This is a genomic window from Kitasatospora sp. NPDC001540, assembly GCF_042894345.1.
GTDB lineage: Bacteria > Actinomycetota > Actinomycetes > Streptomycetales > Streptomycetaceae > Kitasatospora > Kitasatospora phosalacinea_C.
In genome coordinates this window covers 1-11,338 of record NZ_JBIAVO010000072.1, presented here as the reverse complement: position 1 = coordinate 11,338, position 11,338 = coordinate 1, and the positions used below count along the sequence as shown (strand labels likewise).

The 11,338-nt window shown below is 76.0% G+C and carries 10 protein-coding genes; 2 read left to right on the top strand and 8 right to left on the bottom strand.

Features of this window, described 5'->3' with window-relative positions; genetic code table 11:
• Window positions 1-120 precede the first annotated feature (120 nt).
• The 4 genes from ACFY00_RS37670 to ACFY00_RS37655 all read right to left on the bottom strand — a co-directional run bounded on the left by ACFY00_RS37670 (window position 121) and on the right by ACFY00_RS37655 (window position 4,036).
• A complete protein-coding gene (locus ACFY00_RS37670; RefSeq protein WP_388038656.1) occupies window positions 121-1,092 on the bottom strand; it encodes an aldo/keto reductase in 972 nt (323 codons plus the stop codon).
• 186 nt (window positions 1,093-1,278) lie between these two features.
• The gene (locus tag ACFY00_RS37665; RefSeq protein WP_388038653.1) at window positions 1,279-2,067 is read right to left on the bottom strand and encodes an ABC transporter permease; all 789 of its coding nucleotides are present in this window, start codon (window positions 2,065-2,067) and stop codon (window positions 1,279-1,281) included.
• Window positions 2,064-3,044: an ATP-binding cassette domain-containing protein gene (locus ACFY00_RS37660; RefSeq protein WP_388038651.1), complete on the bottom strand. Its 981-nt coding sequence runs from the start codon at window positions 3,042-3,044 to the stop codon at window positions 2,064-2,066. Before ACFY00_RS37660 ends, ACFY00_RS37665 begins: the two co-directional genes overlap by 4 nt.
• Window positions 3,045-3,121: 77 nt before the next feature.
• Window positions 3,122-4,036 carry a hypothetical protein gene (locus ACFY00_RS37655; RefSeq protein ID WP_388038648.1) on the bottom strand — a complete coding sequence of 305 codons (915 nt, stop codon included), beginning with the start codon at window positions 4,034-4,036 and terminating at the stop codon, window positions 3,122-3,124.
• A gap of 91 nt (window positions 4,037-4,127) precedes the next feature.
• Here ACFY00_RS37655 and ACFY00_RS37650 point away from each other — a divergent pair, with 91 nt between their 5' ends.
• Entirely contained in the window at window positions 4,128-4,820 is a 693-nt protein-coding gene (locus ACFY00_RS37650) for a TetR/AcrR family transcriptional regulator (protein ID WP_388038646.1), read from the top strand.
• A 107-nt stretch (window positions 4,821-4,927) separates the two neighbouring features.
• Here ACFY00_RS37650 and ACFY00_RS37645 read toward each other — a convergent pair whose 3' ends face one another.
• The 3 genes from ACFY00_RS37645 to def form a co-directional block, all read right to left on the bottom strand.
• On the bottom strand, window positions 4,928-6,361 hold the full coding sequence (locus ACFY00_RS37645) for an RsmB/NOP family class I SAM-dependent RNA methyltransferase (RefSeq protein WP_388038643.1): 1,434 nt from the start codon (window positions 6,359-6,361) through the stop codon (window positions 4,928-4,930).
• Window positions 6,362-6,490: 129 nt separating this feature from the next.
• Window positions 6,491-7,423: a methionyl-tRNA formyltransferase gene (gene fmt, locus ACFY00_RS37640; RefSeq protein ID WP_388038640.1), complete on the bottom strand. Its 933-nt coding sequence runs from the start codon at window positions 7,421-7,423 to the stop codon at window positions 6,491-6,493.
• A gap of 138 nt (window positions 7,424-7,561) precedes the next feature.
• Window positions 7,562-8,107, bottom strand: coding sequence for a peptide deformylase (gene def / locus ACFY00_RS37635; RefSeq protein WP_388038637.1), 546 nt, complete (start codon window positions 8,105-8,107; stop codon window positions 7,562-7,564).
• Window positions 8,108-8,322: 215 nt separating this feature from the next.
• On the opposite strand from def, the gene ACFY00_RS37630 reads away from it, so the two are divergent.
• Window positions 8,323-8,817, top strand: a complete 495-nt coding sequence (locus ACFY00_RS37630; RefSeq protein ID WP_388038634.1) for a hypothetical protein — start codon at window positions 8,323-8,325, stop codon at window positions 8,815-8,817.
• Between the two features lie 162 nt (window positions 8,818-8,979).
• Here ACFY00_RS37630 and ACFY00_RS37625 read toward each other — a convergent pair whose 3' ends face one another.
• Window positions 8,980-11,103 carry a primosomal protein N' gene (locus ACFY00_RS37625; RefSeq protein WP_388038632.1) on the bottom strand — a complete coding sequence of 708 codons (2,124 nt, stop codon included), beginning with the start codon at window positions 11,101-11,103 and terminating at the stop codon, window positions 8,980-8,982.
• Between the last annotated feature and the right edge of the window lie 235 nt (window positions 11,104-11,338).

The window sequence follows — 11,338 nt, the reverse complement described above, 5'->3', positions numbered from 1 at the left end:
GCCCCCCCCCCCCCCCCCGCCGCCGCCCCCCCCACCCTCACCCCCCCCCCCCCCCCCCCCCCCCCCCGCGGCCCCCCCCCCCCCCCCCCCCCCCCCCCCCCCCCCCCCGGCCCGGAGGACTCACCAGGCGTAGTGCTCCGGCGCGGTCCGGTAGCCGGGGAAGATCTCGTCCAGCCGCTCCAGCGTCTTGGCGTCCAGCTCGACGTCCAACGAGCGCACCGCCGCAGCGAGTTGCTCCTCGGTGCGGGGGCCGATGATCGGGGCGGTGACGGCCGGACGGGTGCGCAGCCAAGCGAGCGCGACGTCGCCGGGCTCGTGGCCGAGCTCCTCGCACAGGTCCTCGTACGCCTGGATCTGCTCGCGGCGCTCGTTCAGGGTCTCCAGCGCGCGGCCGGACGCGCGGCGGACGCCCTCGCGCTCCTTGCGCAGGACGCCGCCGAGCAGGCCGCCGTGCAGCGGCGACCACGGGATCAGGCCGAGGCCGTAGTGCTGGGCGGCGGGCGCCACCTCCAGTTCGACGCTGCGCTCGATCAGGTTGTACAGCGACTGCTCGCTGGTCAGGCCGAGGAAGTTGCGGGCCCGGGCGGTCTCCTGGGCCTGGGCGAGGTGCCATCCGGCGAAGTTGGAGGAGCCCACGTAGAGGATCTTGCCCTGGAGGGTGAGCACCTCCATGGCCTGCCAGATCTCGTCCCAGGGGGTGTCCCGGTCGACGTGGTGCATCTGGTAGAGGTCGATGTGGTCGGTCTGCAGGCGGCGCAGGCTGGCGTCCACCGCGCGGCGGATGTTGAGCGCGGAGAGCTTGCCCTCGTTGGGCCACTCGCCCATGTCGCCGTACAGCTTGGTGGCGATCACGGTCTTCTCGCGCCGCCCGCCGCCCTTGGCGAACCAGTTGCCGATGATGGTCTCGGTGAGGCCCTTGTTCTCGCCCCAGCCGTAGACGTTGGCCGTGTCGAAGAAGTTGATGCCGTGCCCGTGCGCGGCGTCCATGATCCGGTGCGCGTCGGTCTCCACGGTGTGCGGGCCGAAGTTCATGGTGCCCAAGCAGAGCCGGGAGACGGACAGGCCGGTGCGGCCGAGGTGGGTGTACTCCATGTTCCCACCCTCTGCCGCTCCGGCCCGCTTGTCCAGTACCACCTGCGCCACCGGTCCGCCCGGCGGCCGCCACCACCCAACAGCCCTACCACCCAACAGCCGTCACCGCCCAACAGCCGTCACCGCCCGACAACCGTCACCACCCGGTAACCGTCACCCCCGGAGCGTCTCACCACCCGGAGCGTCTCACCGCCCGGAGCGGGCGAAGCTGCGGACGGCGAGCGGCACGGCCAGCCCGAGCAGCAGGACGCACCAGCCGAGCGCGGCGGCCACCGGGTGCTGCGCGGGCCAGGCGCCGCCGGGCGCGGACGGGTTGCCGAAGAGCTGCCGTCCGGCCTCCGCGACGGCGCTGACCGGGTTCCACTCGGCGACCGCGGCCAGCCAGCCGGGCATCCCGCCGGTGGGCACGAAGGCGCTGGTGAGCATGCCGAACGGGATGACCAGGGCGCCGAGTTGGCCGGCCGTCTCCTCCTTGCCGACGACCAGGCCGAGCGCGGTGCCGACCCAGCCGCAGGCGAACCGGAACAGCAGCAGCAGGCCGAACGCGCCGAGCGCGGGGCCCAGTCCGTGCCGGATCCGCCAGCCCGCCGCCAGGCCGACCAGCGCGGTGGGGACCAGGACGGCGGCGGCGACCAGCAGGTCGGCCAGTGCCTGACCGGTGAGCAGGCCCAGCCGGGACACCGACATCGACCGCAGCCGGTCGGTGACGCCCCGTCCGGCGTCCCGGGCGCCGCCGACCATCGCGGGCATCACCGCGTTCAGCGCGACCAGCGCGAACAGTCCGGGCATCAGGAACTCCCGGTAGCCCCCGCCGCCCGGCACGCTCATCGCGCTGCCGAACACGTACCCGAACACGCCGACCATCGCGACCGGCACCAGCAGCGAGGCCAGCGGCAGTCCGGGCGAGTGCCGGTACACCAGCAGGATCCGCCGGGCCGAGGCGGCGGCGTCCACGGGCATCGTCGTCACGCTCATGCGACCCTCCCCAGGTCCTCGACCGCACCCGCCCGGCCGCGCTCCGCGCCGGTCAGCGCCAGGAAGACGTCGTCCAGCGACGGGGTGCGCAGCGCGACGTCCGAGGCGGTGACGCCCGCCGCGTCCAACTCCCGCACCAGGCGCGGCAGGGCGAGCGGCCGGGCCGGGTCGGAGAGGGCGCCGATCCGGTGCTGCTCGGGGTCGACGGCGGGGTGGCCGCCGGTGAGCGCGGCGAGCACGGCCCGGGCCCGTTCGAGGTCGGCGTCCTCGGGGAGGGTGACTTCGACCAGGGTGCCGATCGCGGCCTTCAGCCGGGCGGGGGTGTCGTCGGCGACGGTCCGGCCCCGGTCCAGCAGGACGATCCGGTCGGCCAGCCGGTCGGCCTCGTCGAGGTACTGGGTGGTGAGCAGCACGGTGCTGCCCTGCTGCGCCAACTCCCGCACGGCGGACCAGATCTCGCGTCGGCTGCGGGGGTCGAGCCCGGTGGTCGGTTCGTCCAGGAACAGCGCCCGGGGGCGGGCGATCAGGCTGGCCACCAGGTCGAGCCGGCGGCGCATGCCGCCGGAGTAGCCGCGCACCGGCCGGTCGGCGGCCTCGGTGAGCCGGTACCGCTCCAGCAGCTCGGCGGCCCGCGCCCGGGCCCCGGCCGCGCCCAAGTGGTGCAGCCTGCCGAGCAGTTCGAGGTTCTCCCGTCCGGTGATGCCCTCCTCCACGGCGGCGTACTGCCCGGCCAGCCCGATCCGCCGCCGCACCGCGGCGGCGTCCTTCACCACGTCGTGCCCGCAGACCCTCGCCGTCCCCCGGTCCGGGCGCACCAGCGTCGAGAGGATCCGCACCAGGGTGCTCTTCCCCGCCCCGTTGGGGCCGAGCAGTCCGCACACCGCCCCTTCGGGAACGTCGAGTTCGAGTCCGTCGAGTGCCGCGGTGGCACCGAAGCGCTTGGACAGGCCGCGGACGGCAATGACCGGGTCGCTCATGGCAGGCCCTCTCTGAGTACAGCGTACGTAGTAGTGCCACTCTACTAGGTACGCCGTACGTAGAGAAGACCCGACCGTCAGACGCCCCCTCCCTCACCCCCGCCGTAGTAGCCCCAGCCCGCCCGGGTCCGCATCGGGCCGGTGCCGCACGCCTCGATGTGCGCGAGCAGGATCGAGCGCAGCGGCTCGGGCAGCCCCATGCCCTGCGAGTCGACCCACCGCGCGGCGCAGAACAGCTGGGCGGCGCCGTCCAGGTGGGCGGGCTCCGGCGGGCGGACGGTGAGCGCGGCGAGCACCGACTCCGGCTCCTCCGCCAGGAGTTGCTCCCGCAGGGCGATGTCGTACCACTTCGACCCGCCGCTCTCCTCGCGCGCGGCGAGCGCGAGCCAGGCCAGCAGGGCCCGGATCCGCTCGTCACGGTCGGGCCAGTGCCGCCGGACCAGCCCGGCGAAGCCGGCCCGGGCGTGCCGCTGCTGCTCCGACCACGCCACGAGGTCGTCCGAATCCCGGGCCACCTCGGCCGCCGCCGCGGCCAGCTCCGGCGGGGCCGCCGCCAGCCAGCGCTGCCTGCGCCGCTCCTGGCGCGCGTCCTCGGCGGCCGACTCCTCCCGGACCTCGCGCGGGCCGGTCAGCCCGCGCTCGGCGAGCCAGTCGTCGAGCGCCGCGCCGTGGAGCAGCTGGGCGTCGCAGTCCCCGACCCCTCGGAGGTCCGTCCCGTGGTGCAGGCTCCACGTCGCGAACCGCACGCCGTCCGCGCCGTGCAGGAGGATCGTCGGCCCCCCCGGGCACCGGCAGACGTCCCCCGTCCCGCCGTCCACGATCGCCAGCAGGGCGGCCAGTTCGGCGATCCCGTCGCCGGTCAGCTCCAGCCGCGCCGCCCCGGGCCGGTCCACCTCGCGCGGAGCCGCCTCCACGACCACCACCCGCGCCGCCCGCGCCAGTTCCTCCCGCAGCCACGCCGTGCTCGGCCGCCCCGTGTCCCGCCCGCCCATCCGCCGCCCCTCTCCCCGAACCACACGGTCCGCGGCACCCTACCGCCCGCCCCGCCGGCGCCTAGACTGGACCGCGAGGTGATCAAGCGAAATGCCGTCCGACGAGGAACCCGAGCTGATCTGGCTGCGCCCGGAGTACTCCGGCCGCGGGCCGAGACCGGCACACAGCCGCACCTCGATCGCCCGGGCCGCGCTGGAGATCGCCGACCGCGAGGGGCTGGACGCGGTCACCATGCGCAAGGTCGCGGCCGAACTCGGCGCCGGGACGATGTCGCTGTACAACTACGTGCCGAAGAAGGAGCACCTGTTCGACCTGCTGGTCGACCTGCTGGCCGCCGAGTACGACCTCCCGGCCCGGCCCAGCGGCGACCCGCGGGCCGATCTCACCCTGCTGGCGCACCAGTTGCGGGCGATCCTGTCCCGGCACGGCTGGGCCACCACCCTGATCACCCGGCGTCCCGGCCTCGGCCCGAACGGGCTGCGGGTCACCGAGTTCCACCTCGCCGCCCTGGACGGCACCCCGCTCGACGGCACCGCGAAGATGGAGGCCTTCTCCCAACTCACCGGCTACGTCTGCCAGTTCACCGACTGGCAGCAGCGCTCCGGCAACGCCGGCACCCGCTGGCTGACCGACCTGGTCCGCTACCTGCAGGCCGCCACCGCCACCGGCGACTACCCCCACCTGGCCGCCACGCTCGCCGACAGCGGCGCCCCGCCCGACCCGGACGCCGCCTTCGAGCGCGGCCTGCAGCGCCTGATCGCGGCGCTCCTGAACGGGAGTTGACGCTCCGTCAGTGAGCGACCGAGGCGGGGCAGGGCTCGTAGAGCCCCGGCTGCGCCTCGCACGGCCCGGGGTCGACCGGCACCTCGGGGTCCACCCCCCGCGCGCCGTCAGGCAGTTCGCCGCAGCAGCGCCAGGTACATCGCGTCCGTCCCGTGCAGGTGCGGCCACAGCTGGACGTCCGGCCCCTCGCCGAGGTCCGGGACGCCGGGCAGCAGCGGCCGGGCGTCGATCCACTCGACGTCCTCCCGGCCGCGCAGCACGTCGTCGACCACGGCCCGGGTCTCCGCCAGGTGCGGCGAGCAGGTCGCGTAGCCGACCACGCCGCCGACCCGCGCCGCGTCCAGCGCCGAACGCAGCAACTCCCGCTGCAGCGGCCCGAATCCGGCGATGTCCTCGGGGCGGCGGCGCCACCGCGCCTCGGGGCGGCGGCGCAGCGCGCCCAGGCCCGAGCACGGCACGTCGACCAGCACCCGGTCGAACGCCCCGCGCTGCCAGGCGCCGCGCGTCCCGTCGGCGGTGATGACGGCGTACGGGCCGGGGTTGCCGTCCAGCGCGCGGGCGACCAGGCGGGCGCGGTGCGGCTGCTTCTCGGAGGCGACCAGCGCAGCGCCGCGCTCCGCGGCGACCGCGCCCAGCAGCGCGGCCTTGCCGCCGGGGCCCGCGCAGCCGTCCAGCCAGAGCCGGTCGGGGCCGTCCAGCGGGGCGTTGGCGAGGGCGAGGGCGACCAGCTGGCTGCCCTCGTCCTGCACCCCGGCCCGGTTCTCCCGCACCGCGTCGACCCCGGCCGGGTCGCCGCCGTCGGTGAGCCGCAGCGCGTACGGCGACCAGCGGCCGTCCTCGACCTCGGGCAGCGCCTCCCGCAGCTCGGCGACCGAGGAGCGCCCGGGGCGGGCGACCAGCGTCACCTCGGGGCGGGCGTTGTCGGCCTCCAGCAGCTGCTCCATCGCCTGCCGCCCGCTCGCCTCCGGCTGCCAGCGGCCCAGCGCGTCCCACAGCGAGGAGACCACCCAGCGCGGGTGGGAGTGGACGACGGCGAGGTGGTCCTCGGCGTCGTCCTCGTACGGCGGGGCGACCTGGGCGACCCAGCCGTCCAGGTCCTGGGCGCTGATCTTGCGCAGCACGGCGTTGACGAACTTGGCGCGGCCGTCGCCGAGCACCACCCGGGCCAGTTCGACGGTCGCGGAGACCGCGGCGTGGCTGGGGATGCGGGTGCCGAGCAACTGGTGCGCGCCCAGCGAGAGGACGTCCAGCACCGGCGGGTCGACCTCGCGCAGCGGGCGGTCCACGCAGGCCGCGATGACCGCGTCGTAGGTGCCCTGGCCGCGCAGCGTGCCGTACACCAGCTCGGTGGCGAGGGCGGCGTCGCGGCGCTCCATGCCCTTGCGCTCGGCCTCGCGCAGCAGCGAGGGCAGGATCAGGTTGGCGTACGCGTCGCGCTCGTCGACGGCCCGCAGCGCGCGGAACGCGACGATCCGGGCCGGGTCCTTCTTGGGGCGGCGGTGCGGGCGGGGGGCGCGCTTCGCGCCGGCGGGGGTGCTCAAAACGGGTGCCTCGAAACAAAAAGGTGCTGCGGATCAGGTCCGACCCGACGTGGGGTCTCCCCCAAGTCTAGGCCGAACCCGCCGCTCACCCGCTCCACCCGGCTCCCGTCGGGCCTCGGCCCTCGGCCCTCAGCCCTCGAAGCGCTCCCCGGACTCGATCCGGGCGCCGCGCGCCCAGTCCGCGGCGGGCATCGCCTTCTTGCCCTGCGGACGGACCTCGCCGAGCTCCACCTCGTGGCTGCCGGTGCCGACCCGGACGCTGTTCTTGGTGACCGCCAACTCGCCCGGCGCCAGGGCGGTTTCGCCCGGCAGCAGGCGGACCGGGCCGGTGACCTTGAGCCGTTCGCCGCGGAAGGTGGTCCAGGCGCCGGGCGCGGGCGCGCAGCCGCGCACCACCCGGTCGACCCGCAGCGCGGGGTGGGTCCACTCGATCCGGGCGTCCTCGACGGTGAGCTTGGGCGCCAGCGACACCCCGGCGAGCGGCTGCGGCTCGGGCCGGGCCTGCCCGTCCTCGATCGCGTCCATGGTGCGCACCAGCAGCTCGGCGCCCGCGTGCGCGAGCCGGCCGAGCAGGTCGCCGCTGGTGTCGGTGGGCTTGACGGTCTCGGTGAGGACGCCGAAGACCGGTCCGGAGTCCAGGCCCTCCTCGATCCGGAAGGTGGACGCGCCGGTGACCTCGTCGCCCGCCATCACCGCGTGCTGCACGGGCGCGGCGCCGCGCCACGCGGGCAGCAGCGAGAAGTGCAGGTTCACCCAGCCGTGCACCGGGATCTCCAGCGCCCCGGGCCGGATGAGCGCGCCGTACGCCACCACGGGGCAGCAGTCCGGGGCGATCTCGGCCAGCCGGGCCATGAACTCCGGCTCGCTCGGCCGGACGGGCTTGAGCACCTCGATGCCCGCCTCCTCGGCGCGCTGCGCGACCGGGCTGGCCACCAGCTTGCGCCCGCGCCCGGCCGGCGCGTCGGGGCGGGTCACCACGGCGACCACCTCGTGCCGGGAGGCCAGCAGGGCCTCCAGGGCGGGAACGGCGACCTCGGGGGTACCGGCGAAGACGAGACGCACGGGCAGGGGCCTTTCACTGGATTCAGAAGGTCAGAAGGTCAGAAGATCGGATTGCCGGAAAATGACCATCGGACGAACGCTCCAGCCGATCATCGGTTTTCCCGATTCACGCCGGGGAACGGCCGACCCGGCCCGCGGTCAGCGGATCGGCCCGAACGTGGAATGCGGCGAGATCCGCACCGTCGGCGCCGGGCCGCCGCCCCAGTCCGCCTCCCGGATCGCCTTCATCGCGGCCTTCCGGGTCTCCCGGTCCAGCCGGTCGATGAAGATGATCCCGTCCAGGTGGTCCGTCTCGTGCTGGATGCACCGCGCCAGCAGCTGGGTGCCCTCCACCGTCACCGGCTCCCCGTGCATGTTGACGCCCTTGGCCACCACGCCGTACGCCCGCTTGGTGTCGAAGCGCAGGCCCGGCAGCGACAGGCACCCCTCCGGACCGTCCTGCTCCTCCTCGCTGAGCGACAGGTCCGGGTTGATCAGGTGGCCCACCACCCCGTCCACGTTGTACGTGAACACCCGCAGCGAGACGCCCAGTTGCGGCGCCGCCAGCCCCGCGCCGGGAGCCTCCAGCATGGTGTCGGTCAGGTCCTTCACCAGCCTGCGCAGCTCCTTGTCGAAGACGGTCACCGGCTTCGCGGTCGCCCGCAGCACCGGGTCGCCGAAGATCCGGATCGGCTGAACTGCCAAGACTGCGACTCCCTCTGCACCGACACGACCGCCGGAAACGACGGCCTCCGGGAAGTCTATGCAATCCCCGCCGCCGGTTCGGAGCGGCCACTGGCATATCCCGAGTCGTACTCCACGCGTTACCCAACGACCCGACGTGCGTTGGTCAATGCGAATTGACCGGGACGCGCGAGCGCCCCGAGCACGCGACCCGACCGAGAGGTGGCAACGAGGCCATGGCCGAGCAGATCAACCACGACGCCCGGGCCCGGGCGTCCCTGCACCTGCTGGTGCGGGACATCGAGCGGGTCCGCCGCCAGGTCGACGCCCTGCGCACGCTCACCGCCCAACTGGGCAACGTCTACCGCCCCCGCCGCCCCAGCACCTCCGCCGGCTTCGTGGTCTACGGCCGCGCCCCCGCCCCGACCGTCCGCCTCGCCCAGGAGCTGCGCGAGAGCGTCGAGACCCTGGTCGCCGCCGCCGTCGAGTTCGACCGCGCCCTCGGCTTCTCCTGGGACTCCGTCGGCTCCGCGCTCGGCGTCACCAAGCAGGCCGTCCACCGCCGCTACGGCATGCGCCGCCCCACCGGCGAACTCCTCCCCTCCCCCCGCGACACCGACACCCCCGCTCCCCAACCCCCGCCGGTCCCCGCCCCCACCACCACGGCCGCCCGCCCCCCGATCCCCCAGGCCCGCCAGGCCAGCCCCCTCATCCCCCAGCGCGCCCGCTGAAGCGAAACCAGGGGCGCGAGGAACTGCGCGGCCAACCGAACACCCACAGCCAGATCGCGACGCAGGACGACGCCTCGCACTATTTCGCGACCTTGCTGCCGTTCACGTGTCCCCGCCGCGCGCACTTCCCCGCGCCCCCGGCTCCGCACCACCCCGCTCGCACTACCCGATGTCCGTCGGATCCACCCGGATCCGCACCGTCTCCGCCCCCCGCAACGCCAACCGCGCGATCTGCGCCGCCTTCAGCGCCGCCGCCAGCGCCGCCCCCTGCCCCGGCGCGACCCGCACCAGCGCACGCTCCACCCCCTCCTCCCGCGCCCCCCCCGCACCGCTCCCGCTCCCGCCCGAGCTCCCGGCCGCCCCCCCGAAGACCGGCACCGGCCCCAGCACGTCCGCCCCCGCAGGCAGTCGCAGCAGCCCCAACAGGTCCGCCACCCCCCGCGCCGAGCCCGTCACCGAGGCCATCCGCGAGACCGGCGGGAACCGCAGCTCCTCCCGCTCGTCGAGTTCGACCCCCGCGTGCCCGGCGGGATCCCACCGCACCAGGGCCTGCACCGCCCGCGCCCCCGCCTCCGCGACGATCACGACCGTCCCGCCCTCGCCCGCCGGGCGGACCAGCGACGCGGCCGTCAGCCAGCGCCGCACCGCCTCCTCGCCGGCCCGCAGGTCGGGCCGGTTGAGCAGGGCCCAGCCGTCCAGCAGCAGCGCCGCCGCGTACCCGGGGCCCTCGGCGACCGGCTCGGCCCCCGGCGTGGCCAGCACCAGCGCGGGCGTGCCCGGCACGGTCGCGAGCACCGCGTCCCGCCCGGAGGTCCGCACCGGCACCCGCGGGAACGCCTTGCCGAGCTCCTCCGCCGTGCGCCGCACGCCCACCACCGCGGCCCGCAGCCGGAACGACCCGCACTCGACGCAGTGCCAGTCCTGCTCCTGCGTGCCGCACCAGGCGCACACCGGCGCCGCGTCCGCCCCCGGCGACTCCAGCGGGCCGCCGCAGGCCCGGCAGCGGGCCGCCTCCCGGCAGCGCCCGCACACCAGCCGGGGCACGTAGCCCCGCCGGGGCACCTGGACCAGCACCGGCCCCCGGGTCAGCGCCTCCCGGGCGGTCTCCCAGGCCACCGACGGCAGCCGGGCCGCCCGGGCCGCCTCGTCCCGCGCCTGGTCGGTCTCCACGACGGTGCGCACCCGGGGCGCGACCTGCCGGACCGTCTCCCGCGCCGCGGCCAGCGGGCGCGCCCAGCCGGAGCGCAGCAGTTGCGCGGCCTCGACGGTCATCGAGACGCCGCCGATCAGCACCGCCGCGCCCTCCTCGGCGGCCCGCAGCAGCGCCACCTCCCGCACGTGCGGGTAGGGCGCGTTCGGGTCGCTGTGGCTGCCGTCGCCGTCCGACCAGACCACCACCAGCCCGAGGTCGCGCACCGGCGCGAACACCGCCGCCCGCGTCCCGATCGCGGCGCGCACCGAGCCGCGGCTGACCGACAGCCAGCGCCGGTAGCGCTCCTGCGGGCCCGCGTCGGCGGCCAGCACCGCGTGCCGCCCCTCCCCGAGCAGGCCGCGCAGCGCCGCGTCGACCCGGGCGACGGCCCGCCCGTCCGGCAGCACCACCAGCGCGCCGCGCCCGCCCGCCAGCGTCGCCGCGACGGCCCGGGCGACCTCGGCGGGCCACTCGGGGCCGGGCAGCGCCGTCCACACCGCGCGCGGCGCGTGCCCGCCCGCCAGCGAGGCCAGGAACTCGGGGCCGTACGCGTACCGCTCCCAGCTGCCCGGCGCGGGGGCCGGCGGCGGCGGCAGCGGGCGCGGCGAGGGCTCGGCCTCCGCCCCGGCGTGCCGCGGCGGGACGGCCAGTTGCAGCACGTCGGCGAGCGTCCCGGCGTAGCGGTCGGCGACGGCCCGGCACAGCCGCAGCAGCTTCGGCGTCAGCACCCGCTCGGGCGACAGGACGCGGGCCAGCGGCGCCAGCGGCCCCGGGTAGTCGGAGTCCTCGCGCCGCTCGACCACGAACCCGTCGTGCAGCGCCCCGCCCTCGCGCCGCCCGTGCGCGCCGACCCTGCCGCCGAACCGCACCCGGACCCGGACGCCCGGCTGGGCCTCCTCGGACATCGCCTCCGGCACCGCGTAGTCGAAGTACTGGTCGAGGCTCAGCACGCCCTTGTCGACCAGCACCCGCGCCACCGGCAACCGCTCGGCGAGCACCACCCCGCGCGCGGCCCGCGGCTTCGCCCGGCGCACCGTCTCCCGGATGAACGCCAACTGCTCCCCGGTGCCGTCCGCGCTGCTCACGCCCCCCAACCTAGCGGACCCCGCCGACAACTCCGCCGACCCCGACACCCCGACCGGCAGCCCCCGGGACCCCGACCGCACGACGGAGCCGCCCGCCGAGGAAGAACTCCCCGACGAGCGGCTCCGACCGCAGCAGCGGGCTCAGCCCGCGACGGCCGCCTTCAGCGCGTCGACGCGGTCGGTGCGCTCCCAGGTGAAGTCCGGCAGCTCGCGGCCGAAGTGGCCGTACGCGGCGGTCTGGGCG

Excerpts from the sequence above, each read along its gene's own strand:
- ACFY00_RS37670 (WP_388038656.1), bottom strand. The coding sequence starts at position 1,092 with ATGGAGTACACCCACCTCGGCCGCACCGGCCTGTCCGTCTCCCGGCTC.
- ACFY00_RS37665 (WP_388038653.1), bottom strand. The coding sequence starts at position 2,067 with ATGAGCGTGACGACGATGCCCGTGGACGCCGCCGCCTCGGCCCGGCGG.
- ACFY00_RS37660 (WP_388038651.1), bottom strand. The coding sequence starts at position 3,044 with ATGAGCGACCCGGTCATTGCCGTCCGCGGCCTGTCCAAGCGCTTCGGT.
- ACFY00_RS37655 (WP_388038648.1), bottom strand. The coding sequence starts at position 4,036 with ATGGGCGGGCGGGACACGGGGCGGCCGAGCACGGCGTGGCTGCGGGAG.
- ACFY00_RS37650 (WP_388038646.1), top strand. The coding sequence starts at position 4,128 with ATGCCGTCCGACGAGGAACCCGAGCTGATCTGGCTGCGCCCGGAGTAC.
- ACFY00_RS37630 (WP_388038634.1), top strand. The coding sequence starts at position 8,323 with ATGGCCGAGCAGATCAACCACGACGCCCGGGCCCGGGCGTCCCTGCAC.